The organism is Paracoccus sp. MBLB3053, assembly GCF_031822435.1.
Taxonomy (GTDB): domain Bacteria; phylum Pseudomonadota; class Alphaproteobacteria; order Rhodobacterales; family Rhodobacteraceae; genus Paracoccus; species Paracoccus aurantius.
This window is the reverse complement of record NZ_JAVQLW010000003.1, coordinates 24,667-49,454: the sequence shown is the minus strand read 5'-3', so window position 1 is coordinate 49,454 and position 24,788 is coordinate 24,667. Positions and strand designations below refer to the sequence as shown.

The 24,788-nt window shown below is 62.7% G+C and carries 21 protein-coding genes; 10 read left to right on the top strand and 11 right to left on the bottom strand.

Annotated features, from left to right (window positions below; all coding sequences use genetic code 11):
- The first annotated feature begins 1 nt into the window (after position 1).
- Complete coding sequence (locus tag RGQ15_RS16845; RefSeq protein ID WP_311161803.1) at positions 2–1,300, top strand: glycoside hydrolase family 15 protein; 1,299 nt, start codon at positions 2–4, stop codon at positions 1,298–1,300.
- Here RGQ15_RS16845 and RGQ15_RS16840 read toward each other — a convergent pair.
- The 4 genes from RGQ15_RS16840 to RGQ15_RS16825 all read right to left on the bottom strand — a co-directional run bounded on the left by RGQ15_RS16840 (position 1,276) and on the right by RGQ15_RS16825 (position 8,476).
- Complete coding sequence (locus RGQ15_RS16840; RefSeq protein ID WP_311161802.1) at positions 1,276–2,532, bottom strand: glucoamylase family protein; 1,257 nt, start codon at positions 2,530–2,532, stop codon at positions 1,276–1,278. The genes RGQ15_RS16845 and RGQ15_RS16840 overlap by 25 nt on opposite strands.
- Positions 2,520–4,763 (bottom strand): glycoside hydrolase family 3 N-terminal domain-containing protein, encoded by a 2,244-nt coding sequence (locus RGQ15_RS16835; protein WP_311161801.1) that lies wholly within the window; start codon positions 4,761–4,763, stop codon positions 2,520–2,522. The genes RGQ15_RS16840 and RGQ15_RS16835 overlap by 13 nt, the downstream gene beginning before the upstream one ends.
- Positions 4,764–4,787: 24 nt before the next feature.
- The gene (locus tag RGQ15_RS16830) at positions 4,788–6,713 is read right to left on the bottom strand and encodes an ATP-binding cassette domain-containing protein (RefSeq protein WP_311161799.1); all 1,926 of its coding nucleotides are present in this window, start codon (positions 6,711–6,713) and stop codon (positions 4,788–4,790) included.
- A gap of 1,271 nt (positions 6,714–7,984) precedes the next feature.
- A complete protein-coding gene (locus RGQ15_RS16825) occupies positions 7,985–8,476 on the bottom strand; it encodes a MarR family winged helix-turn-helix transcriptional regulator (RefSeq protein ID WP_311161798.1) in 492 nt (163 codons plus the stop codon).
- Positions 8,477–8,743: 267 nt separating this feature from the next.
- Between RGQ15_RS16825 and ectA the strand changes: the two genes are divergently transcribed.
- The 9 genes from ectA to ehuA are packed head-to-tail and all read left to right on the top strand — an operon-like array spanning position 8,744 to position 16,486.
- Positions 8,744–9,286: a diaminobutyrate acetyltransferase gene (ectA, locus tag RGQ15_RS16820; RefSeq protein ID WP_311161796.1), complete on the top strand. Its 543-nt coding sequence runs from the start codon at positions 8,744–8,746 to the stop codon at positions 9,284–9,286.
- Positions 9,287–9,313: 27 nt separating this feature from the next.
- A complete protein-coding gene (gene ectB, locus RGQ15_RS16815) occupies positions 9,314–10,582 on the top strand; it encodes a diaminobutyrate--2-oxoglutarate transaminase (protein ID WP_409201357.1) in 1,269 nt (422 codons plus the stop codon).
- 13 nt (positions 10,583–10,595) lie between these two features.
- Positions 10,596–10,991, top strand: a complete 396-nt coding sequence (locus tag RGQ15_RS16810) for an ectoine synthase (RefSeq protein WP_311161793.1) — start codon at positions 10,596–10,598, stop codon at positions 10,989–10,991.
- A 30-nt stretch (positions 10,992–11,021) separates the two neighbouring features.
- Complete coding sequence (gene thpD, locus RGQ15_RS16805) at positions 11,022–11,945, top strand: ectoine hydroxylase (protein WP_311161792.1); 924 nt, start codon at positions 11,022–11,024, stop codon at positions 11,943–11,945.
- A gap of 59 nt (positions 11,946–12,004) precedes the next feature.
- Positions 12,005–13,450 carry an aspartate kinase gene (locus RGQ15_RS16800; protein ID WP_311161791.1) on the top strand — a complete coding sequence of 482 codons (1,446 nt, stop codon included), beginning with the start codon at positions 12,005–12,007 and terminating at the stop codon, positions 13,448–13,450.
- Between the two features lie 20 nt (positions 13,451–13,470).
- Positions 13,471–14,316, top strand: coding sequence for an ectoine/hydroxyectoine ABC transporter substrate-binding protein EhuB (gene ehuB, locus RGQ15_RS16795; RefSeq protein WP_311161790.1), 846 nt, complete (start codon positions 13,471–13,473; stop codon positions 14,314–14,316).
- A gap of 20 nt (positions 14,317–14,336) precedes the next feature.
- Complete coding sequence (gene ehuC / locus RGQ15_RS16790) at positions 14,337–15,014, top strand: ectoine/hydroxyectoine ABC transporter permease subunit EhuC (protein WP_311161788.1); 678 nt, start codon at positions 14,337–14,339, stop codon at positions 15,012–15,014.
- A gap of 3 nt (positions 15,015–15,017) precedes the next feature.
- Complete coding sequence (gene ehuD, locus RGQ15_RS16785) at positions 15,018–15,710, top strand: ectoine/hydroxyectoine ABC transporter permease subunit EhuD (RefSeq protein WP_311161787.1); 693 nt, start codon at positions 15,018–15,020, stop codon at positions 15,708–15,710.
- Positions 15,707–16,486: an ectoine/hydroxyectoine ABC transporter ATP-binding protein EhuA gene (ehuA, locus tag RGQ15_RS16780; RefSeq protein WP_311161785.1), complete on the top strand. Its 780-nt coding sequence runs from the start codon at positions 15,707–15,709 to the stop codon at positions 16,484–16,486. Before ehuD ends, ehuA begins: the two co-directional genes overlap by 4 nt.
- 16 nt (positions 16,487–16,502) lie before the next feature.
- Here the strand turns inward: ehuA and RGQ15_RS16775 are convergent, their stop codons facing one another.
- The 7 genes from RGQ15_RS16775 to RGQ15_RS16745 all read right to left on the bottom strand — a co-directional run bounded on the left by RGQ15_RS16775 (position 16,503) and on the right by RGQ15_RS16745 (position 24,775).
- Positions 16,503–17,375: an aldose 1-epimerase family protein gene (locus RGQ15_RS16775; protein ID WP_311161783.1), complete on the bottom strand. Its 873-nt coding sequence runs from the start codon at positions 17,373–17,375 to the stop codon at positions 16,503–16,505.
- A 252-nt stretch (positions 17,376–17,627) separates the two neighbouring features.
- Positions 17,628–19,058 (bottom strand): hypothetical protein, encoded by a 1,431-nt coding sequence (locus RGQ15_RS16770; RefSeq protein ID WP_311161782.1) that lies wholly within the window; start codon positions 19,056–19,058, stop codon positions 17,628–17,630.
- Complete coding sequence (locus tag RGQ15_RS16765) at positions 19,055–19,912, bottom strand: hypothetical protein (RefSeq protein WP_311161781.1); 858 nt, start codon at positions 19,910–19,912, stop codon at positions 19,055–19,057. The genes RGQ15_RS16770 and RGQ15_RS16765 overlap by 4 nt, the downstream gene beginning before the upstream one ends.
- A 13-nt stretch (positions 19,913–19,925) precedes the next feature.
- Entirely contained in the window at positions 19,926–20,642 is a 717-nt protein-coding gene (locus RGQ15_RS16760; RefSeq protein WP_311161779.1) for a hypothetical protein, read from the bottom strand.
- Between the two features lie 125 nt (positions 20,643–20,767).
- Positions 20,768–21,523 (bottom strand): YoaK family protein, encoded by a 756-nt coding sequence (locus tag RGQ15_RS16755; RefSeq protein ID WP_311161778.1) that lies wholly within the window; start codon positions 21,521–21,523, stop codon positions 20,768–20,770.
- Between the two features lie 823 nt (positions 21,524–22,346).
- The gene (locus RGQ15_RS16750) at positions 22,347–23,474 is read right to left on the bottom strand and encodes a ParB/RepB/Spo0J family partition protein (RefSeq protein ID WP_311161777.1); all 1,128 of its coding nucleotides are present in this window, start codon (positions 23,472–23,474) and stop codon (positions 22,347–22,349) included.
- A complete protein-coding gene (locus RGQ15_RS16745) occupies positions 23,471–24,775 on the bottom strand; it encodes an AAA family ATPase (protein WP_311161776.1) in 1,305 nt (434 codons plus the stop codon). The genes RGQ15_RS16750 and RGQ15_RS16745 overlap by 4 nt, the downstream gene beginning before the upstream one ends.
- Positions 24,776–24,788: the final 13 nt, after the last annotated feature.

The following is a 24,788-nucleotide window of genomic DNA, read 5'->3' as shown; positions in this document are numbered from 1 at the left end:
AATGGGCAGACCCGACCCCGACTGGATCGAAGCACAGCGCCTCGCCTCTGCGGGTGCCATGCGCAATGCCTGTTCCGCGACGCATCTGGCCCGCCACCGCGACGGCTTTGGCTGGACGGTCAGACCTGCTGCGGGCTCGATTCTCGCTTCGCCCCGCATCGCGAATTGGGACCCCGAGCCGGATTATTTCCACCACTGGATCCGCGATTCGGCGATCATCCTTCGGGCCATCCCTCTGGCACTACAAGCAGAGCCGGGTTCACGTCCGTTCTGGCTGGGCTTCATCGCCGATTTCGTCAGGTTCTCGCTCTTCATCTCCGACCCCGGCCGGACTGGCCCGTCGGTCAATCCCTTGCGCGGTACGACCCGGCAGAGCCATCTCCGGTTTCTTCGTCCCGATGCCGAGCTCGCCGCCTTGACGGGGGATGACTGGCAGGGCGAACCGCGCGTGGCGGCAGACGGATCACCCGACCCCGAAAAATGGGGACGACCACAGGACGATGGCCCTGCGCTTCGGGCCTCGGCCCTGATATCGGTGCTTGCCGAATTGCCCGATGCCGATTGTCCGGGTGGCGAAGACCTGATCGCAAGGGACCTTGCGCATCTCCTCAAGGTCGCGGGTCGTCCCTCTATCGGTCCCTGGGAAGAAGCACCGGCGCGCCGGACCACTTTCACCCTGATCGTCCAATGGGACGCATTGGAACGGGGCAGCCGCCGCGAGGGTGCAAAAGCAGAGGTGATGCGGCACGCGACCGATCGGATCGCCAGCCTGATGCAAGCGGCAGAGGATGCTGCAACAGGCGGCTGGCGCGAAAGCATCGAGGCCCCCGCGGGCCATCTGGACAGCGCCACCTGCCTCGCGATCCTGCATGCCCGCCGCAAGGACGGACCGTTCGCCATGACCAGCTCGCGCTCCCTCGCGACGATTGCCGCACTTGAGAAACGCTTCGCACGGCTCTATCCGATCAACGAAGCGAGGCGTGCACCGGCTATCGGACGCTGGGCCGAGGATGTCTATTTCGATGGCAATCCCTGGTATCCGACGACCTTGGGCTTCGCGGAACTGCATTATCGCATCAGCACCCTGACGCGCGATCCCGATGCCTTCGCCCGGGCCGAGGAACAAATGCACTTGATCGAGGAAATGGTGGCAGGAAAGGCGGGCCCACTGCCCGAGCAGTTTCATCGACGCACGGGTGCACCGACATCATGCCTTGATCTGACCTGGTCGGCAGCCGCCTTCCTGGAGGCCGCCGCAGCGCGCGACGCGGCGATTCAGGCGATGGGCGCTGCCAGATAGGGTGCCGTGAAGCCAAGGGCAGAAAGCCCCCGCTGCACCTCGGGACGGGCCGAAACCAGTCGCCACAGCAGCCCCGAACGATGGTTTTCAAGCGCAATGACGATGGGCGCCTGATCGATCGCAAGCCTGCTTTCGGCCGTCCAGTCCTGTGCCATGCTGAAGGCGTCCACAAAGCCCGCCTCGCCCCATATCCGATCGCCCAGGTCATCATGCAGGTGACGCAGCACGGACATCGCCTCACCCGGCACGAAGGGAAATGATCCGAGCGCCGCGGTCGGGGTGATGACCCCCGTGTCCGACAATGGCGAATGCGCGACATAGCCGGTCGGATCGTCACTGGCGGTGAGCCCCCAGAGATTTGGGCCATATCCCGGCCAGCCATGCGGATTGAGCAGGCAGTGGTGACGATTGACCAGCGCATGCGAACGGGCCTGCATCCCGTAATCGGCATAGCGATCGCGCAGCCCTCGTGGGTCAATCCCGAGAAACGGATATTGCGAGAGAAACAGCGGCCCGCCCCAATCGGGCCCAAGCGGCAATTCTGTCCCACCATATGTCCGACCGTTTCGGAAGGCCTCGGCCTTTGCCCAGCTTCGATGATATGAGCTTGGCGGGATCGGATGGCTTTGCGATCCGGCAGACAGGACGAAGACAGGGAATGCCTCGTTCCAGCCCCGGATCGGCAAGGCGTTCGGTTTCCATGGACGGTGCGGATGACGATGCCACATGACCGCGCCGTCGTCGCGCAAATGGGCGGCCCAGTTCACCTCGTCAAACAGCGTCTGGATCCGCGCGACAAGCGACGCTTCCTCGTTGAAATAGGCGGCCGCCGCCAGCAGGCCAAGCATCAGGAACGCGGTCTCGACAAGGTCACCGCCATCGTCCCCGGCCATGAAGGGCAGGACGCGGCCGCTCGAACCGCTCATGAAATGCGGGTACACACCGTCGAACCGGTCGGCGGTTTCAAGGAATGTCACCAGGCGTTCGGTGCGGTCAAGGATCTCGCGCCTTGGCCGCCATCCGCGATCTGCGGCCACGATCTGGACTAGCAGGCCGAACCCTGTCCCACCCGTACATACCGTTTCTTCGACATCGTAGCCGAAGGCGCCTGCACTGCGTTCTCGGGCCATGCCGCTGATCGGGTGGCTCCAGTCGAGGAAGTACAGCGCCGTGGCCTGAGCCACACGATCGCGCAATTGAGCGTCGTCCAGACCCCGGATCAGTTCAGCCATTTCAGCTCTGCCATCTGAGTATCCCGGCTGTTCGCGCCGACATGCAATTCGATCATTCCCGGATCGCGCACCCATTCCGCAAGCTCAAGCGACGGGGCGATCGGATAGCGGAACTGATCCGCGCTGATCTGGAACCTGACTTCGCGGCTTTCCCCCGGCCCAAGCGCCACCTGAGCGAAATCGATCAGCTTCCGACCCGGGCGCGTGACGCGCGCGACCGGGTCGCTGGCGTAAAGCTGGACGGTCTCGATCGCTTTGCGGGAACCGGTATTCTCGACCGTGACGCATAACTCGATCGTCTGGTCCGCCCTCGCCTCGTCAAGCGACAGGCGGGGCGCCGCGTAGCGCACCTGACCATAGCCAAGGCCGAAACCAAAAGGAAATTGCGGGGCATCATCGGGCAGGTCCAGCCAGCCTGTCCGGAACTTTGCGAAGCGGCCGGGAAAAGGCCGCCCCGTCGGATCGCAGGCATAGGTCAATGGCGTCTCGCCTGCATGCGCGGGCAATGATACGGCAAGGCGGCCTGTGGGATCGGCAGCTCCGAAGATCAGATCGGCCACGCCCTCGGGCCCGGCAACGCCACCATGCCACGCATAAAGCAGGCCATTGGCATGCTTCGCGACGTCGCCCAGGGCAAGCGGGCGACCCGCAAAGACCACGACCAAAAGCGGCTTGCCCGTGCCCGCAAGAGCCGCGATCAATCGCCGCTGCGGCGCAGGCAGATCCGGCGCGAGCCGGGATGACGATTCCCCCGCATGTTCCTTGGCCTCGCCCACCGCCGCGATGATCACGTCCGCCGAACGGGCGGTCGCAACGGCCTCGGCCAGCAATTCGGCCTCATCTCTGGGATTGCGCGTCACCGTCACACCATGCACGTTCAGTCGCTGTTCCAGCCAGCCTTCCTCGACGATGTTCGCCCCCCAAGCGACGGCGGCGGGCCGCCCCGTCAGGGCCGCGACGGCTTCGTGCAGCGGCATCACATCCTCGGCCCGCCCCGAAACGGCCCATGTACCCAGCATGTTGGCCCGATCGGCCGAGAAGGGCCCGATCAACGCAACCGTTGCGTCGCGCGACAGCGGCAGCAACCCTTCATTTTTCAAAAGCACCGCCGAACGCGCCGCAGCTTCGCGTGCCAGCTTGCGCCCTTCCATGCGGGAGGGCGGCTTCTGCGTGGCGTGCATCCCCCGGAACGGATCGTCAAGCAGGCCCAATCTTGCCTTGCAGGTCAGGACGCGGCGACAAGCCTTGTCCACGAGATCCATCATCCGATCCGGGCCAAGGGAAACGCCTGCCTCGGGCGCGTGCAGCCCATCGCGGACAAGCGTGGGAAGTTCACGCAGGTAGTCTTCCCCCACCATGTCCATGTCGATCCCCGCGTGAATCGCGCGGGCCACCGAGATGGCGGCCGAGCCCAGCCCGTGCGCCACAAGCTCCTGCACGCCGGTATAGTCGGAAATCACCAGGCCATCGAAGCCATGCCGGCCACGCAGCCAACCTTCCACAAGCTGATGGTGCGCATGCATCGGGACCTTGTTCACCGCGTTGAAGGCCACCATGACGCTTGCCGCCCCGGCTTTGGTGCCAGCAACGAAGGGAGGCAGGTAGGTTTCAAGCAGGTCTTCCCAGGCAAGGCTCGTATTGTCGTAATCTCGGCCGCTCTGCGGCGCACCATATCCCACGAAATGCTTGAGGCAGGCCAAGACACGGCCCGGGCTGCCAAGACCCGCCCCCTGAAACCCACGCGTGGCGGCAGCTGCAATCCGGGACGCCAGCAATGGATCTTCACCGGGACCTTCGGCCACGCGTCCCCAGCGGGGGTCGCGGCTGATGTCGATCATCGGGGCGTAGACCTGATGCAAACCTTCAGCAGAAGCCTCGGCCGCGGCAAAGGCAGCGGTGTCCTCGATCAGCTGCATATCCCAGCTGCAGGCCAATGCGATGTTCAGGGGAAAGACCGTGCGATGCCCATGGATCACGTCTTCTGCGAAGAAAAGCGGGATCCCAAGTCGCGATCCGGCAAGCGCGCGTTCCTGCATGGCGCGGGCGGTCGCAAGCGACTTGGTGCCGAAAATCGCACCAACCTGACCCGCATCAAGCCGCTTTGACAGCGATGTCGGCTGCGCGGCCCCGGTGACCAGCCCCTCGCCTGCCGGCAAGAGGTTGAGCTGCCCGATCTTTTCGCCGAGCGTCATGCCGGAGATCAGACGTTCGACAACGTCGTGCTTTTCCATTCACCTTCCCTTGCAGCGTCGCATTCACTCGGCCGCGTGAAGGGCGGCGTCGAAACCGGCCCGCAGGACCGGGCGGAGTTGCCCGACGCCGCTTCGGATTTCGAGCGCGGATGAATAGAACGGCTCGCCATCCGGGGAACAAGGCGCGGATTCGCCGTGCAGCACTGCCAGGACTGCAGTATTGGGCAAGCACTCGCACAGCGTCAGGTGGAAGTCCACGACCGCGTCGACATCAAGCGCAGCAGTGGCTTCATCAAGCAACAGCACCTCTGGCTTGGCCAAGAGGATGCGTGCAAGAACAAGCCGCTGCTTCTGCCCGCCGGACAGGACATTGCGCCAGTTCTTCCCCTGATGCAGATCATCATCGAGGCAATTGATGAAGCTGCCCAGACCCACGCGCGAAAGCGCAGCGGCTGCCGCGATATCGGAATGCTGCTCGGGGTGATCCGGATAGGTGACAAGGGCCTTCAGTGACAGACGATCGGGCAGATCGGGCTCTTGCCCCGCGAAGAACAGCCGCGCGCCGTCGCGCAGCGCAACCTGCCCGCTGCCATAGGGCCAGATGCCCGCCACGGCCTTGAGAAGGCTGCTTTTGCCACAACCGTTTTCCCCGTTCAGATAGACCCTGTCGCCGGGATAAAGCCGCAGCCGCGCGACCGTCAGGAAAGCCTGTGTGTGATGTCCGCGATGGTGAAGCTGCAGGTCCTCGAGCGCGAGCAGCGGGCCTTTCTGGCTGCGCACGCGTTCGAAACGGCTCACGCCGGTTTCGGCATAGAACTCCTGGCGTTCGCGCACGCGTTCGACGGCGACGGCCAGTTCGGTCAGCCGCACGGCATTGGCTTTCAGCGTGGCAATGGCAGGCATGACATTGATGAACCAGGACATGTCTGCGATCAGCTCGGCCGTCAATTCGCTATTGGCCACGAAATCGCGAAAATTCAGGTTCCCCGCCATATAGGACGGCAGTGCCGGCAGATAGGCCAGCAGGCGGGCAGACAGGAAGTTGTAAGCATTCGTGAAAAGCAGCATCGCGGCGGCCAGCCAGTTCTGCTTGCCCCAGGTCTGATCAAGATCCCCGTAAAGCCGGGTGTTGATCCGGCTTTGCGCACGCTCGCCCCGACCGGCCGCCAATTGGCTCACCCGGTTCAGCATGACACCCCATTCGCCGCGCCAGGCTCCGTCGCGGCGCTGTCTCTGGATGCTGAGCCTTTCAAGGATACGACCCAGCTTCCAGGCGACGAAGGTGATCGTCGGGACATAGACAAGGACAAGCAGCAGGCAGAGCAGCGCCGAGCCATAGGGACCGGGCACCAGATCAATCCGCCCCCCGAACCCTGGATCTAGCCAAAGTGACAGCGCCGCGTTTGCCTGTTCCCCCCAGCGGTCGAGGAACGGCACAGGCTGGCTTCGGTCGAGCAGCGCTGCAAAGACGAAATAGATCGAGGTGACGGCACCCCACAGCCCCATGGCAAGCCCGATGACGCCGCCATAAAGACCCGCAGAACATTCGTCGACACGCTGGTCGATGGCATCAGGCATCCGGGGACCATCCCCGGCCTCGGAGCGGTCGCTCATCAGATCAAGCGCGACGCGTTCATCGGCAAGGATTGCATTGTTGAACTGGCCGACCATCCATCCGCGTGCGCGTCGGTGCAGCGTCGCCGAAAGGAAATGTCTGAGCGCAACGCCTCCCGCGCGGCCAAGAAAGATCGCAAGATAGATCGAGGCCGCTACAAGCACGGCGCGGGCAGGATGAACGCTGGCCTCGGGGTCATGGAAATTTGCCAGCGACGCAAGGAAATCGGCGCTTGCAAGGGCCACCCAGACGCTTGCCTTGCTGAGCAGAGTGGTCATCGACAGGATGATCACGGTCAGCAGCCAAGCCTCTCGCCAGCGTTCTGATAGCCAGTACGCGAACAGAAGACCCCAGAAACCACTTAGACGTTTCACCTGCGCTGCCTCATTGGTGCCGAGGCACGGCCACACTTTCCCACAGCGACGCGCAGTCGCCTGTGGGCCGAATTCGGCACATTTTTCGAGTTTTCCGCCGCTCTGCTCTGTTTGTCTTGCTTGGCGGCCTATCGGTACCCCAAGCCTAGCAAACCTTTCCGTAGGCGGTAAACCGCCGATATGCGTCTGCTGGCTGTATTAATGGTCAAGTGACGGCGCAATGCACCTTGGGGTCGGAACATTCGGGCCGGATCGACCATCGAAGGAACGTCCGGCGTAACCCAGGAACTGCCTTGTCCCCATTCTGCGGGGCGGCGAATGTGCTGGTTCCGCCTGACGGGCACCGTCGGTTAGGGGCATGAATTAGCTGATCTCCGGCGTCGGAAGCCCCACATCCCCTGACTGCCCGGAAGGTCTATTGGCCCGACCTGTCCAGGCGTTCACCCTGACACTTGGTGATCGGGTTCGAGCGACCTGATCACCCACCTCTGCTGTTGCCCCTGAGCCCCAGTCCAGACAGAAAGGAATGCGCCGCACACATTTGTTCGTGAACAGCTGACTGGTTCCGCCGGCACAGCTGTATTCGAAATCGCTGCGCGTGAGATCGCGTCGATTGCAAGCGTCCGACCCGACCGTGAAATCGGTTTTCCTCTGCCCGATGACGTTTTCACGCCTTTTTAACGGGGACGGAACGGCAGTTTCACGGCCGGATGACGTCTCTCTGCGACAAAGGGTCATCAGAAGCACCCAACGCAGCGTCATAGCCATGAACGACGAAACCCTTCATCACATGAAACGACTGCTGTCGTGGCCGCACAAGCCCCAGGGCACATCGCGACGTTCGGGCTTCGAACCGCCGCGCATGTCTCGGACCACGCGCAGGGGGCTGCTTCATCTCATTTTGCTCGAGCGCGCGATCCGCACCGAATTCCCAGCGGCATCTATCGGTTCGGGACCCCTTCACCGAGCGATGTACCCGTCGATCACGATGGCGCCGTTCCTTCTGCGTCGCGCTGGCGCAGGCCTGCCTGATTGGAGGCAAGAATGAAATTCTCCCTGTTCAAATCCCGTCCCACAACGATTCAATGCCCCGCTGCAGACGGAAAACCCTGCCCGCTGGCAAGTTCCTGCCCCAATCTGATCTGCAGCCGCGAATGGAGCAAACGTGGCGCCGCACTGGATCTTGGATACCACGGGGTCGAGGACCGGGACCTGGAGTAGCTACAGCCTCCCCTGGCTTCCCTCCCTGCCGACCAATGGCTTTGTCAGGGTCAGATTGGCGGTGGCTCGATCGGCTGCCCCTCATCGACCACCGGCAAGGCCAGCATGGCCGCCACGCGTTCCAGCGCCGAGATCAACATCAACTGCTCCCAACCATCGAGCGCCGCGAATTGCTGATGGAACCGTGCGTTCGATCCGTCCGGGGCGATGGCGAGCAGCGCGCGGCCATGGTCTGTCAATGACAGCCATGACTGCCGTCGATCATGTTCGCCCTTGCGGCGGCGCACGATGCCCAGGTTTTCAAGCTTGTGAATGAGGACGGTCATCGTCGCCTGGGTGATCCCCATTCGCCCCGCGATGAAGCCTGCCGTCTGCTCGCCGGCTTCTTCCAGCAGATGCATGAAGACCAGTTGCGACGGCGTCAGCCCGGTTTCGCGCATCACCGCCTTGCTGTTGTTCTCGGTGCTGCGCAGGATCTGCCGCAATGCGGTCAGTGCCAACTTCGTTCTGTCTTCCAACGCGATGTCCGTGCCTTGATCCATGGGCGAAGCATATCTTTGGCGCGGGTCGAACCCAAGACGGAAACCGCCGCACAATTGCCAAGTTTTATCAAACTAAATCGCGAATTCCAGATTCCACGCGCCCAGAAATTTCTTACTTCAGGCATGGAATTCATAGCATTTTTGCAAAAATTATTTACTTATATTCAGTTGTTTAACCGGAACTCTCATTGTGATTGGCGAAATTTAGTTGACACTTAGTTCGTTCAAACTAACCATATGGCGCAAAGAAACGAGCAGAGAGAGTTTGTGACCACAGTCAGCCAACATGTTCGCCCTTCGGGGATCGCCTTGCGCACCCCTGGCAAGTCGGATGGGTCCGCAGTCTGGCAGCTGATCGCGGATTCCGGTTCCCTTGACGAGAATTCGCTTTACTGCAACCTTCTTCAGTGCAGCCATTTCGCGCAAACCTGCGTGCTGGCCGAAATGGACGGAAAGCCGGTCGGCTGGTTGTCCGGTTACATCCCGCCCGAACAGCCCGACACCTATTTCGTCTGGCAGATCTGCGTCTCGCCGCAAGCGCGCGGGCTGGGTCTTGCCCGTCACCTCATCACCGAGGCCCTGAACAGGAGCGCCTGCAGGAACGTCAATCGCCTCGAATGCACGATCACGCCGGACAACGCGGCCTCGTGGGGCCTGTTCAAGGCCATGGCGCGTGTGCTCGGAGCCCCGCTCGGTTCAGGGCTGCACTTCGACTGTCAGCACCATTTCGACAATCGCCACGCCAGCGAACATCTGGTGAGCATCGGTCCCTTCGACCCTGCCGAACGCGAACGGCTGCGCGCGGCCTGAAGACAATCTGGGAGAACCCAAATGGATATGAAAACAAGCACTTTCGAACGCGTCGAAAGTGAGGTGCGGTCCTATTCCCGCAGCTTCCCGAAAATGTTCGACCGCGCTCAGGGCGCCACGATCTATGACCAGAACGGCAGATCCTATACGGACTTCCTGTCCGGCTGTTCGTCGCTGAATTACGGCCACAACGATCAGGACCTGAAGCAAGCCTTGATCGACTATGTGTCGCGCGATGGCATCGCGCATGGGCTCGACATGTTCACGGATGCCAAGGAACAGTTCCTGGCCGCTTTCGAACGCATCATCCTGCAGCCGCGCGACATGGATTATCGCGTGCAATTCACCGGCCCGACCGGCGCAAACGCCGTCGAAGCCGCGCTGAAACTCGCGCGCAAGGTGACCGGCCGCCATAGTGTCGTGGCCTTCACGAACGGTTTCCACGGGGTGACGCTGGGCGCACTTGCCGCGACCGGCAACGGCAAGCATCGCGGCGGCGCTGCAATCCCGCTGGGCGGCGTCGCGCGCGCGGCCTTCGATGGCTATTTCGGCGCTGACATCGACACGACCGAAATGCTTGACCGCCAGCTCTCGGACCCTTCCAGCGGTTTCGACGCGCCGGCCGCCATCATCGTCGAGACGGTCCAGGGCGAAGGTGGATTGAATGCTGCCTCTCCCGAATGGCTGCGCCGGATCGAGACAATCGCCCGCAAGCACGGCGCGCTGTTCATCATCGACGACATCCAGGCCGGCTGCGGCCGCACCGGCGGGTTTTTCTCGTTCGAGGGGATGGGCCTTTCGCCCGATATCATCACGATGGCCAAATCGCTGTCAGGCATGGGACTTCCTCTGGCCGTGACCCTGCTGCGTCCCGAACACGACATCTGGTCGCCCGCCGAACATAACGGCACGTTCCGGGGCAACAACCATGCGTTCGTGACCGCGCGCGCCGCGCTCGAGAAATTCTGGGCCGACGAAGGCTTTGCCCGGAAAATCGCAGGCAATGCCGCCTATCTCGAGCAGCGTCTGCGCGCCATGGCCGAGACAAATGGCCTTTCGCTGCGAGGTCGCGGAATGATGATGGGCATCGACACCGGCAGCGGAGAGGCGGCCGCCGCCATCTGCCGCGCGTGTTTCTCCGACGGCCTCATCATCGAAACTTCGGGCAGCCATGACGAAATCGTCAAGGTACTCGCCCCCCTGACCATTCCCCGCGCCCAGTTCGCAGCCGGCCTCGACACGCTTGAGACCGCCGTACGCTCCCAGATGGACCACTGGCGCATCGCTGCCGAATAAGAAGGAGAACAACATGATCGTCAGAGACCTGAACGAAGCCCGCAAGACCGATCGCCTCGTCAAGGCCGACGGCTGGGACAGTACGCGTCTGCTGCTTGCGGGCGATAACATGGGCTTCAGCTTCCACATCACCCGCATCGCGCCAGGGACTTCGCATGTCTTCCACTACAAGCATCATTTCGAAAGCGTCTATTGCGTCTCGGGTGAGGGCAGCATCGAAGACCTCACGACGGGCAAGGTTTACCCGATCACTCCGGGCGTGATGTATGCGCTCGACCAGCACGACAAACACCGTCTCAACGCCGCCTCGGAACTGGTTCTGGCCTGCTGCTTCAACCCGCCAGTGACCGGCCAGGAAGTACATCGCGAGGACGGCTCATACGCCCCCGTCGCCGAAGAACTTGCCTGAACACGAAACAGATCGAAGAAAGGCGCAATCATGCTCGACACGAAAACCGCCAATCGGGACGATTACCCGACCCGCCTGACGACTGAGCGCTGGCTGGAACGTCAAGACCCCGTCACCTGGCAGGAATGGTCCGAAAATGCCCGGCTGAGCCGCGAGGAATTCGAATTCTTCGACAGGAACGGGTATCTTGTCCTGCGCGATCTCTTTTCGTCGGACGAGATCGCCTCGTTGCGCGACGAATCCGCGCGGCTGCGCACGGGGGGGCGAAACCTTCCGGCCGAGGACGTGATCACAGAGCCGAATTCCGACGAGGTGCGTACAATCTTCCGTCTTGACGGGCACAGCGCGCTGTTCGATCGCCTGTCGCGTGACAAGCGCGTCGCAGGTCGCGTGCGTTACCTGCTCGACGACGACCTCTATCTTCACCAGTCCCGCCTGAACTACAAACCCGGCTTCACGGGCAAGGAGTTCTACTGGCACTCGGATTTCGAGACCTGGCATGCCGAGGACGGGATGCCGCGGATGCGTGCCATCTCGGCCTCGATCCTGCTCACCGACAACAGCGCGCTGAACGGCCCGCTGATGCTCATGCCCGGTTCGCATCGCAGCTTTGTGGCCTGCGAGGGCGCGACGCCCGAGAACAACCACGCCACCTCGCTGAAAAAGCAGGAAGTCGGCGTGCCCAAGCCCGAAAGCCTGGCACGGCTGGCCGAGCAGTTCGGCATCGATTACGCATCGGGCCCGACGGGCACCGTGATCCTGTTCGACTGCAACACGATACATGGCTCGAACGGCAACATCACGCCGTTTCCCCGCTCGAATGCGTTCTTCGTCTATAATGCGTGGTCGAACCGGGTCACGGAACCTTTTGCCGCCGCAAAGCCGCGTCCGGCCTTTCTGAGCGAGCGCGATCCGCAAGCTCCGATCGCTATCGAAGACGGTTCGCTCGTCTGATCGACCTCAACGGCAAACCCGGGACGCGCCCCTGACCACGGGGCGCGCATGGAGAACCTATGACTGAACTACACACGGTCGAAAAGATCGGCGGCACTTCGATGTCGCGCAGCAAGGAACTGCTGGACACCGTGCTGATCGGCCCGCGCAGGGGTGCAGATCTCTACCGGCGCATCTTCGTCGTCTCGGCCTATGCCGGTGTTACCGACATGCTGCTGGAGCACAAGAAATCCGGCGCACCCGGTGTCTATGCCAATTTTGCTTCAGGCGAGGACGGAGACGTCTGGCAAGAGACGCTGGACAATTTGTGCGAAAGCATGATGGCCCTCAACGCCCGGATCTTTGGCAGCGCCACGGCGCGCGCGGCAGCCGACCGGTTCGCGACCGAACGCGTCGAGGCCGTGCGTTCCTGCCTGATCGACCTGTCCCGCCTGTGTTCCTTCGGGCATTTCCAGCTCGACGAATATCTGATGACCGTGCGCGAAATGCTGGCCTCGGTCGGAGAGGCACATTCTGCCTTCAACACGGTCCTTCTGCTGCAAGGCAAGGGCGTCAATGCGCGTCTCGTGGATCTGTCGGGCTGGCAGGAGGCCGGCTGCGATGATCTGGAGGATGTCATTCGTGCCGCCTTCGACGGCATCGACCTGACGCGAGAGCTGCCGATCGTCACCGGATATGCACGTTGCCGCGAAGTGCTGATGCGCAGCTATGATCGCGGCTACAGCGAAATCACTTTGGCCCGTATCGCGGCCGTCACCGGCGCGGGTGAGGCGATCATCCACAAGGAATTCCACCTGTCCTCGGCAGATCCGCGCATCGTCGGGACAGATGCCGTTCGCGTGATCGGCGAGACGAATTACGATGTGGCCGACCAGCTTTCGAACCTCGGGATGGAGGCGATCCACCCCGGTGCGGCCAAGACCCTGCGTCAGGCCGGTATTCCCTTGCGGGTCAAGAACGCCTTCGAGCCCGAACATGAAGGAACGCTGATCCGGTCGGACCTTGCCGCCCGGACGTCGCAGGTCGAGATCGTGACCGGCATCCGCAATGTCATCGCCCTCGAATTCCACGATCCCGACATGGTGGGGGTCAAGGGATATGATGCGGCCATCCTGGATGCGATGCAGCGCCACAAGGTCTGGATCATTTCCAAGACCTCGAACGCGAACACCATCACGCATTTCGTAAAGGGATCTCTGAAAGCGATCCGCCGGGTCGAGAAAGACCTGTCCGATCGCTTTCCCGACGCCGCTGTTTCGCTTCGGAAAGTGGCGCTTGTCTCGGCCATCGGCCGCGATCTTGGAACCGCCTCGGTCCTGTCGAAAACCGTATCGGTCCTGAATGCCGCGGGGATCGAACCGCTCGGCATCCATGACCTGATGCGCAGGGTCGATCTGCAGGTCGTCGTCAGGGACGAGGACCACGATGCCGCGATTGTCGCCATGCATCGCGGCCTGATTGAAGCCCCGGTCCGCGCGGAATCGTCCATGCGCGCGGTGGCCTAAGAACCAACAGGAGAGAAAAGATGATCAAGTTCACCTACAGCTTCGCGCTTGCCCTTGCGGGCATGGCCTCGACCCTGAATGCCGCCGACCTGGACGGTATCCGGGAAAGCGGCACGATCCGGATCGCCGTCGCGAACGAGATCCCCTATGGCTACATGGACATGAACGGCAAGGCCGCCGGCGCGGGTCCGGATGTGGCGAAACTGATCGCCGCCAAGTTGGGCGTCGAGAAGATCGAATGGATCACCACGAATTTCTCGTCGCTGATCCCCGGGCTTCAGGCCGACCGCTTCGACATGGTTGCCGCCGAAATGGCGATCCTTCCGGACCGCTGCAAGCAGGTCCTGTTTTCCGAACCGAACACATCCTATGGCGAAGGGCTTCTTGTCGCTGCGGGCAACCCCAAGGACATCCACGCCTATGGCGACTTCGCCGAAAACAAGGATCTGAAGGTCGCGATCATGTCGGGCGCCGACCAGCTGGAAATGATGCAGGCGCTTGGCGTGCCGGAATCGAACATGGTCATGATCGCCTCGAACGCCGATGCCATCTCGACCGTGGCGACGGGTCGGGCCGACGCCTATGCGGCCACGGGCCTGACGGCCTCGGGCCTGGCCGGGCAAAGCGATGATGTCGAGGTCGCCAGCGAGTTTTCCGACCCGGTGATCGAGGGTGAAGAGGTCCGCAGCTGGGGCGGCTTCGCCTTTGCCAGCGGGAACGAGGACCTGCGCGACGCGGTGAACGAGGCACTCGCCGAGGTCAAGTCATCCCCCGAATGGGCCGAGACGCTCACCGGCTACGGTTTCACCGAGGCTGATGTCCAGGGTTCCGGCGCGCACGACACCTCCGAGCTTTGCGGCGCGTGAATGGCTCGCGGTAACGCCGGATGATCCCGCATTGGACCGAATACCTGCCCCCTCTACTCGAGGGGGCATGGGTCACCGTCCAGCTCACCGTCTTTTCGACGCTGCTGGGGGCGGTTCTGGCCTTTCTGTTTGGCGTCGGGAAACTGGCGCGCAATCCATTCCTGCGCGGCCTTTCTGTCGCTTATATCGAACTGTTTCGTGGCACGTCGCTGCTGGTGCAGCTTTTCTGGCTGTATTTCGCCCTGCCGCTGGCCGGGCAGGCCATCGGGCTTGACCTGCGCCTGCCCCCTGTCCTGGCCGGCATCCTGGCGCTGGGACTGAATATCGGCGCCTATGGCGCCGAGGTCGTGCGCGGCGCGATCCAGGCGGTGCATCCCGGACAGCACGAGGCAGCGATTGCCCTGAATTTCAATCGGCGCCAGGCACTTCTGGGTGTGACAATTCCGCAGGCCGTGCCCGAGATGATGCCCGCATTCGGCAATCTCGCGGTCCAGAACCTGAAGGACACCGCGCTCGTATCGCTTATCAGTCTCGGCGACATGACGTTCAGGGCCGAGCAGATCCGCAATTTCACGCAGGACAGCACGGTGATCTATACGATGCTTCTCTTCATGTATTTCGGCATGGCGCTGGTTCTGACCGCGATCATGCGTCTCTTGGAACGCCGGGTCGGCCGATGGCGCCCGGCCAGGGGCTGAACCATGCTTTTCGGTTTCGAATGGGACACGACGAATGCGCTGACGCTTGCCATCTCGATCCTCCCGATTCTGCTGGTCGGGCTTTGGGTGACGGTGCAGGCAACCTTTCTCGGCTTCTTCGTCGCGCTGGTCCTGGGGCTGGTCTTCGCCGTGCTCAAGGGCGCGCCATCGCGCCTCATATCCTGGCCGGCCAATGCAATCACGGAATTCATCCGGGACACTCCGCTGCTGGTCCAGCTGTTCTTCCTCTACTATGTTTTGCCCGAATACGGCATCGTCCTGCCCGCCTTCCTGACCGGGGCCCTGGCGCTTGGCATCCAGTACAGCGCCTATACGTCCGAGGTCTATCGCGCCGGGCTCGAGGCGGTCGGCCGAGACCAGCGCGAAGCCGCCCGCGCCTTGAACCTGCCCCCGGCCCGCACCTTCACCCATGTCATCATCCCGCAGGCGATCCCCCGGATCGTTCCCGCCATGGGCAATTACCTTGTCTCGATCATGAAGGACGTGCCGGTGCTGTCGGTCGTCACCGTGCTCGAACTGCTCAACGTCGCCCGGATCGTCGGCGACAGGACCTTCGATTACCTCGTCCCGCTTTCGATGGTCGGGGGGATCTACCTGATCCTGACACTGGTCGCCTCGGCCGGGGTGCGCTGGCTTGACACCCGACTTCCCAAACAGGGGATACCGCTGAAATGAACGAGCCCATCATCACCTTCGACAAGGTCGTCAAGACCTATGGCGATCACACCGTGCTCGACCAATTGAGCTTCCAGATCAACAAGGGCGAAAAGGTCACCATCATCGGCCCCTCCGGCTCGGGCAAGTCGACCGTGCTGCGCATCCTGATGACGCTCGAAGGCATAGACGGCGGCGTGGTCTATGTCGGCGGCGAGCCGCTTTGGCACGAGCGGGGGCCGAACGGCCTCGAACCGGCAGGAGAGGCGCATCTGCACCACATGCGCGGGCAGCTGGGCATGGTTTTTCAGCAGTTCAATCTTTTCCCCCACATGACGGTCCTGCGCAATATCACCGAGGCCCCGGTCAAGGTTCTTGGTCTGTCAAAAGCCGAGGCCCGCGAACGCGCCGACGAGCTTCTGGAATTGGTCGGCCTAAGCGAACATGCCCGGAAATACCCCCATCAGCTGTCCGGCGGCCAGCAGCAACGGGTCGGGATCGCGCGCGCATTGGCGATGCGTCCCAGCATCCTGCTGTTCGACGAGCCGACCTCGGCCCTGGACCCGGAACTGGTCGGCGAGGTGCTCAACGTGATCGGGCGACTGGCCGAGGAGCACGATCTCACGATGCTGCTCGTCACGCATGAGATGCGTTTCGCGCGCGAAATCTCGGACCGCGTCCTGTTCTTCGATCGCGGCCGCATCGTCGAGGAGGGTTCGCCCGAGCGGCTTTTCACCGCGCCGTCGCAGGAACGCACGCGCGAATTCCTGAAGACCACGCTCGAAGACATGAGCTAGGGGCGCGTCAAACTGTTCAGCCACCGGCGGCATGAAAGGCAAGGTTCATCGCGAACTGGCGTTCTTCCTGGGGCAGCAGATTAAGACTGTAGTTTCGCGTCTCGATCGCCGCGCCCTGCGCAGGAAACGGCGCCATGCCCTGCCAAGGTTCAAGGCACAGAAACGGTGCGCCCATCTTCTGCCACAGCGCGAAATTGGGCAGACCCGCCGTCGTCATCCGCATCCGGGCCTCCCCGCCCTCATATGTGAAGGCGCGGCCCGCCGCTTCGGGAAAGACCAACGCACCATTGGCGAAAAGCCGGGGGTCGAGTTCGATCACCCCCGCTTCGGCTGGAACTGGATGCTGATCATCAATCAGCAGGCCATCCGGGCCGGGATGCACCATCCGCAACGGTTGACCATCCTCGAAGATCAGGCGATGCGGCGCGCCTGCGGCACCCGGAAGCGGCCAGCAAAAGGCCGGATGATAGCCGAACTGGAACGGCATCGGGTCCGCGCCAAGATTGGCGACCCGCGCGAGGCATCGAAGCCCGCAGCCGTCCAGTTCGAATGAAATGGAAAGGCGGAAGGAAAAGGGAAAGGACGCGCGCGTGTCATCATCGGCCAGCAGTTCCATCTCGGCACGGTGGGCATCGGTCGAGACGACGCGAAATCGGCTGTTGCGCGCAAATCCGTGCGGCTTCATCGGAAAGCTCTGCCCGGCTATCGTGACCTGCCCTTGCGGGCTTTGACCGACCACCGGGAACAGCAAGGGTGCGCGTCCGCTCCACCATGCGGGATCCCCGTGCCAAAGCCATTCGCACTTGTCCGGACCCGTCCGGATCGAGCGCAGCTCGGCACCTTCTTCGGCAATTTCGACCCGGATCAGATCGTTTTCAAGCACGGGCATTCGGATTTCCTTGCTGATGGTCCATGGAAGATCGCTGCCGCCTTCCGATCAAGACGATTGCCCCGTGGGCGATGCGGCCGCAAGTGTCCTGCGCCGGTCGGGCCGGGACAAAGGTCAGAGTGTCTCTCGTCGCGGTCGTTTTTGGCCTGTCGCGCCTGCTGATGCCCCGTTGTTGAACCCGATTTCCGTGTTCTGCGCATGTGCTGGAGCACGCTGATCCGGCTTAACTGCAAAAACCATCAGCGCCCGCCTTCAGCGCGGCAGGAATGTCAGCCAATCATCGATTTCGGTAGCGGTAAGCCCGACCAGATCGGGCCGCCCGGCCTCTTTCGCAGAGAGATAGTAGGTGGCGACATTTCCCGCGATCGCGCGATCGTTCGGCGCAAGGGAAAGCGCCGTAGACCACTCCGCCACGGCGTCCTTGGCCAGTTCTTCGTCACCCTCAACCGCTGCCAAGGCAGAGAGCCCGATCGCCAGCAGATTTCGGGTTGCGGCCTGGTAGGGCACCAACCGGTTCGCATCCCTGAGATCGTCGATGGCGGCTTCGATCAGCGTGGCCGCTGTCGGCTTGGCGGGGGCTTCGGACCCGGCAGGCTCGACCGGGGGGCCGTTCAGCGCCATGGCGGCGCGCATCGTCTCGGCCAGCGAAACCGAACTCGCGACGTCGATATCGACCTCTCCGCCATCCGAACGCACCGCGTCGACATAATGCCCCAGCGCGGCGGAACCTGCATTTCTCGCCCGGTAATACCGGCTCACCCAATCGCCCGCCCAGTGCTCCTTCGTCCGCTCTTCCTCGATGATCTGACCGACGAGGAAGCCGATTGCACCATCCACGAAATCAAGCTCTGGCAAGAGCCCGCGCAGCGATCCACCGGGACGCGCGGACAGCCACCCTTCGAACGCCATCGATCCGGGCTCACGGAAATGCTCCTCGCTGGCCGCTGCCTTGATCCGCATCCATCCATTGGGATTGATTTCAAGGACGGTGAAGGCAAAAGGCTCGAAAGGCGCTTCCGGCAGGCGGATCTCGGGCGGACCCCCGGGTGAACTGGACAGCATTCGGCTCGTCTCGGCGCTTTGTCGGATTGCCCCAACATCTTCCGCCGTCAGGATCTTCGGCGGAAAGCCGATTCCGCGCTGGGGAATTCCGCCTTCGTATCTGGCGGCCCCGACCGGCGCAGGCATCTGAAGATGCAACAGATCGGCCCGATCCTTGCGGAAGAACTCCACATAGCTCTGGATAAAGATCTCGCCCCCATGCTCGACAAGCCCGCCCCACAGAAATACCGCGCCCTTGCCGGGTCCGAGCTGATCCGCGACCTTGCGTTTCACGTCCTCCAGCGGACAGTCACCGCCTTCCGCGAAAAGCTGTACCACCGCCAAAGAGGCGGGATAGCGCAGCGAATAAAGCGTCTCGAACTGGATCAGCGATGCCAGCGCCCCTGCCCCCTCGTTTTCCCAAAGCGCGAAACTGTCCTGGCGCAGCCGAAGATCGGGAGAGTTGAGGGCATATGGCAAGAGCACCAGATTGACATCCGCATTCTGAAAGATGAGCGGCTCGATACATGGTGCCACCATCCCGGCCCGTGCCTCTGTCACCACGGTCGCGACCAGGATCGCGGGGGCCGTCACGGCAGCCAGGGCCAGTCTGCGCCAGTTGCCACGATTGCGCTTCCTCATGGGCGCACCCCCTCGCAGGTCGTCCCTTGCGGGATGATCGGGGAACCCAGCATGCCGTCATAGGTCCCGGCGGCCCGCGCGGCACGCGCCTCCTCGATCACCCTCACCGTTGTCATTTCCTCGAGAAAGCTGTCCAGGACCTGCCGGTGCACCGGATCTATCCGCATGCTTGCTGCATCCTGATATTGCCGCAGCATCAGAAGCGTTCGGCAGAAATAGGCGCGCGCGTTGTCGTAATCGGCAGCCTCGTAGGAGGCGCTTGCCGCCCCGAGCGCCGCCAGCATGCGGATCTCGGGCGAAGAATGAACGAGCGACTTGAGAAAGCTCAACTCCCCGCTGCCATCGTAGGGATAGGACATGCTGAGATGTTTCACGCTTGATGGCCAGATCCCCGAAACCTCGGCAAGGGGTGGGACAAGCGCGTGGTCCAGCGTCGCTTCCTCGCTGTCGAAGAAGCCCCAAGTTTCAATCACCACGCCGTGATCCGCGAAATCCCTGACGCCCGGCATGATGTCGTTGACCTGTAACGGCGAACGGCCCAGGCAAAGCACGACATGGAAACGCCCGAGTTCAAGCTGGGCCTTGTCGAAATTGTCCTGAAGCTTGGTCCGCAGCGCCCGATGAACAATCTCGGCATCACCTGCGCTGGCGGTCCCGGCCAGTTCGTCCAGCATCAATTTGAAGACAACATCACCCGGCCCGGTGCCGGGCACCGCGTCCCGTGCATCCATGCAGTCGCTGACCCGTGCTTGCGCTTCGCCGCCCCACAGGCCCCCCAGGCTCGTGCAAACGGCAAGCACGATCGTCATCCGACCCAACGGCCGGCATTCCAGCAAAGGCTCTGCATTTCGCATGACGGGCCTCCGATCATCCGTCGCAGCCGATCCTGGCAAAGATCTGGCTGCCCACCTTTTGCCCTGCTTCGGAAAGAACCCCCCTCATGCTTTCCGAGCCGGCTTCCTTCAGAATAGCACAGATGCGGTCGCGCTGGCCGGGGTAGAGCGCGGAAACTTCAAGCGCCCCGGCAATGGCCTTCGCGCGCGGATCGACCTCGGTCCTGATCGTGCGCAACTCTGCCACCAGCGGCACGATGGCGCGCGTGCCGAAATAGGCGATGCGGCTTGCGATCTGGTCCGCTTCGTCCTGGCCGATATTGCTGGCCCGCAGTTTTTCCAGATGATCGTCGATCGCCTGAATCGTCGCAAGATCAAGCTTCTGTTCTTCCAACTCGACCTTGCGCAGTTCAAGAAACTCCCTGGTCGTTCCTGTCAGCATGAAACCGAAAGCCGCAACGACCAGCGGGGGCAAAACCGGCGCGAGCCGCAGCAGAAACCCGAACAGCGCTGAAAATGCCCCCGTGATCCCCGACCACAGCCGCTGGCCCCTCGATTTTGGCTGCGTCCGGGGCTTGGGCTGGTTTGAAAGAAGGTATTGGGCCTCAAGCCGCAGCAGTCGCGAACGCCGTTTCCAGTCCGCTCCCTCCTCGCTTTTCTCGACCTTCTCAAGCGCATCGTCAAGCGCATCCGCAAGACGCTTGACCTCGGCGTGCAGGGGATCGGTCGCATCAAGCTCGTCGCCACTCACAAAGCCATTCCCCAACTGCGAAGCTGCCTAACCGGGGTTAGCTTAGGGGCGAATCGAATGACAGAAAAAGAAAAACCCGGCCCCTCATCGGCCCCGCCCGCCGCGCCGGCCGGTTTCGAAAGGGTTCAAGCCGTCCTGATGCCCGACCTGCGCGGCACAAGGACCGGCAGGGAAAGTGCAAAAAGCAGCCCGGCAAGCGGCAGCGAAAAGCCGAACCCCATCACGGCATAACCAAGAGCCCCGGTGATGCCCCCGATCAGGAAGGCCAGCACCAAGGTCAACAGAATGCGCAGCTTGTCGCGATTGGCCGCAATGCCCGATCCCGGAAACACCCTGCCGCAGATCGCGCGGCCGATCTCTATGCCGATATCGGTGACCATGCCCGTGGCATGGGTCGTCCGCACGCGAGCATATGAGATCTTGGTGATCGTGGCGTTCTGCATCCCCATGATGAAACACAGACCGGCCAGCGCGGACAGGCGCCACAGCCCGCTCTCCAGCATCCCGCCGGTCGAGAAGCTGGCCAGAAGCACGCCCTGGACCGCCAGCGGATAGGCGTAGCGCTCCCTGCTTCGCCGGCTGCGCCCCCAATTGATCATCAGGCTGCTGGCGGCTGCCCCGCTTACGAAGGACAGGATCGCCAGCAATGCCGAGCCCGCTAGCAGCAAGCTGCCCGAGGCAAGGTTGTCGGCGAATTGCGACAGGTAACCCGTCATGTGAGACGTGTATTTCCCCAGCGCGAAGAAGCCTCCGGCATTTGCTGCGCCTGCGATGAAGGCAAGGATCGTCGCCAACGCGAAATCCGTTCCGATCGAGCGTCGATGCCCGACCAGAACCCGCGCGGACGCAAGAGGTCGGCGGATGTGACGGTGTCGCGCCATGGCTGCCTAATTGCGTGTGAAAACCACCCCGAGTATCGGCGCGCGCCCGGTGCAAGGCAAGCGCCTCGGTCGGCCTGGCCCGCCCGTCGGTTCCCCCTGCCCCAGATCCGGCTTCGCGATCGCCCCGGAAATCAGGGGCGCGCACCATCCGCCACTCCTTCTCGGCAGGCCCGCTCTTCTATGGCCTTCGCCTGATCGCGCCGCGCCCCCGGGCGGGGCGGCTGCATGACCCGCTGGCGCGCAACCCTCGCGCGGGCGACATACGATGTCGGCTGCTCTGCGCCAATCCTCTCTGGCCTCAGGCCTGAATATGAACGAGGCCGTTGCCATCGGCGAGTGCTCGGAAACTGGCGCGCGTCACGGCCCGCCGCCTGGGGGCCGCGATGTCGTTTCAGGCCTCGCTGCAAGCCACCCCCAGGCAACATGGCTCGCCGTCCGCTCCATGGAAGAAACACCGCCCTCCGGTCACTTTCGTCGTGCCATGGCCCAGCTCTTCCCGTTGCGTGGAATAGCGAGGCCCGGGCGCGCGAGCGCGGCAGAGCGGAGCCAGCGTATCGGGCGATGCAAAATCCGCGTCAGGAATTTCCCGCCTTGGCAGGTCTGGCTCGACGGACGAGACTCGAACACCTTACCTCCTGCCACATCACCCCTGACCTTGCTGTCATTCCCCGGGATAACCGCAGGAACGGGTATCAAGGCGTCATCACATGCACACAGATCGTCTTCACCAGTCTAGGGGCTGCCCTCATTTAATCCGCATAATATCCCATTAATGCGGTTAACTTGAAGCAGGTGGTCTGCGGGACCTTCCCCGTGGGGAAGATCACTCCAGCCGCTCAAGCATGGCGCTGACCGCCGCCTCAAGCTTCCGCCTGTCGATCGCCGAGAAATCGCGTGGCAACCGGATCTCCAACCGACCATTGGCCGCCGTGCATTTCGCGCTTCCCTGGGGACGCTGGATCTGGAACGTGGTCCGTGCCTTTGCAGCAGGTGCCGGCGTTGGCTTTGGCTTCGCTGCTTCGACGACAGCCGCGTCCTCACCCTGCCCGATCGACTGGCCGGCAAAGCGGCGCAGGACTTCAAGCTCATCCTTGATGCTGCGCGTGTCCCAATCCTTGAGCTCGGTCCGGATCGCGGCCGCCAGCCCCGGTATCTCGTCGAGCTTCTGAGCAAGCGCGAGCCCCAGCGCACGTGAGATCTCGGGCGCGTAAAGCAGCGTTTCGCCCAGCGATTCCACCACACGGATGAAGCTGCGAATATAGCTGCGCTTCTGGTAGCCTGCCGACTTGAACAGGATCGCCACCGCCTTTTCGGGGTCATGTTCCTCCGTCAGCGGGTCCATCGCATAATGCAGCGCAAGTTGCGCCATCTCGGCGAACGAGATGTCCTTGCGCACCATGTTCTCGTCGACCATGCGGCGATAGAGCCGCTCAAGCTCGTCCCCCTTGGCCGCGATGCCCGCCGGAATCCGACCCCAGGTCTCGGCGTCGCCCGTTTCCGCAAGCAGCGCGCGATAGGCCGAAAGCCTGCGCCAGCCCTGGATCAACTCGTAACGCCCCTGCCCCGTCGGCTCGACCCGGATCGGGTTCGACAAGCCGATCTCGCGGATCGACTCGATCAGTTCCGCCAGTTCGAAATCGGCGCCATGCGCGCGGTCTCGGATCAGCTTTTGCGTATCGATCGCGTCCAGCGGGATCAGGTCCGTCACCAGACCGGCACGCTTCAGCCTCACATGTTCCGTCGCGAGCGCATCATTCTCGGCCCGGATCTCGGCCTCGATCCGGGCTCTTTCGCGACTGGATTCGACCGTCTCGCTGATCGCCGTTGCCATCGGTCCGCGGCGGCCTTCCTTGGCCGCTGCCGGTTCGTCGGCTTCGGCCTTCCCCACGGGGAAGGTAGTCTCCGGCTCATCCGGAATCTCGATGTCGAACATCCGACGCTTCCGGCTCATGCCGCGTCCTCCAGTTTGTGCCATGCGGCGATGGCGTGGTTGCGGAATTCTTCATAAGCCTGATCGAAGGTCGCACGCGCCCGCCGCCACGTTCCCCGTGTCATCTCGCGGTAATCAATCTCGTAGATCGACGAAAGGAAGCGGCCCGATTGCTCGACTGCCCGCGTCAATTCGATCGGATGTTCGGTCATGTGATCCGCGAAGACCTGCCGGAAGGCGTTCAGCATTGCCTGGTGCAGATCGTTCGATGGCTCGTAGCGGGTCATCAGGAAGCGGATCTCGGCAAAGGCTTTCGGCAGGCGGATCTTCCCCGTGGGGAAGGTTTCGAACCCATGCGACAGATCTTCGAGCGCCTCGGAAAGCTGGCCGATGAAACTCGTGGTCGAATCATATTCCCAATAACCGGGTCCGGAGGGAATGTAGAGCATATCGGCGGCAAAGACCGCGTTCATCGACTGATAGCCGATGGCCGGCGGGCAATCGAACAGGATGAGGTCATAGGCATCATCGGCGAGGCTGTCGAGGAAGCGGGACACCGCACCAAAGAACGTCCATTCGGGGTTGAGGTGGCGGTACTGCGCGCTCGCGAACTCGACAAAGGCGGCATTGGCGCAGCTCGGGACGATGTCGATCGTCGGCCAGGCCGTCGGCTTGATGAAGTCGGCCGGCCGCAACGTGCCAAGTCCCATGTCGCGGATCGAGGCGGGAAGTTTGCGCCGGGGCAGGGCGGTGCCGCTTTCCGCACCCGAGATCGCGGCATTCATCCGATCGGTCTCACGCTCGAGATCACGCGCCATGATCCCCCAGACCGTATGATCCTCACCCACATCGGTCAGGCCCATCGAATGGGACAGCGTCGCCTGCGGGTCGAAATCAACGACAAGCACACGGTAGCCATCCAGGGCAGCGGCATGGGCAAAGTGCAAGGCGACGGTCGACTTGCCGGCGCCCCCCTTGAAGTTGGCGATCGCAGCCCGGAACGCCCGCTTGCCTTCGGGGCGGGGCGGCATCAGCGACTTGCGGTTCACCTTGATCCGGCGGCGCAGTTCGTTGATCTCATCAAGCGAGAACCAGCGCTGGCGACCGTCCTCTTCAACTTCCCCGAGGGGAAGGTTCGGGTCCGCCGCGAGCTTGCCGCGGAAGGTCGACTGGTTGATCCGGAAGATCAGCTCCGACACCTCCCAACTCGAGAAGCGCCGCAAGGTCTTTTCATTCGCGGGGCTGAAGGTCTGCCGCCGGATCCATCCCTGCATCTTCAGCGATTGAGCCTGCAGCTTCGCGAGGTCTTCATGCGTATACATGTCTTGCCTGTTT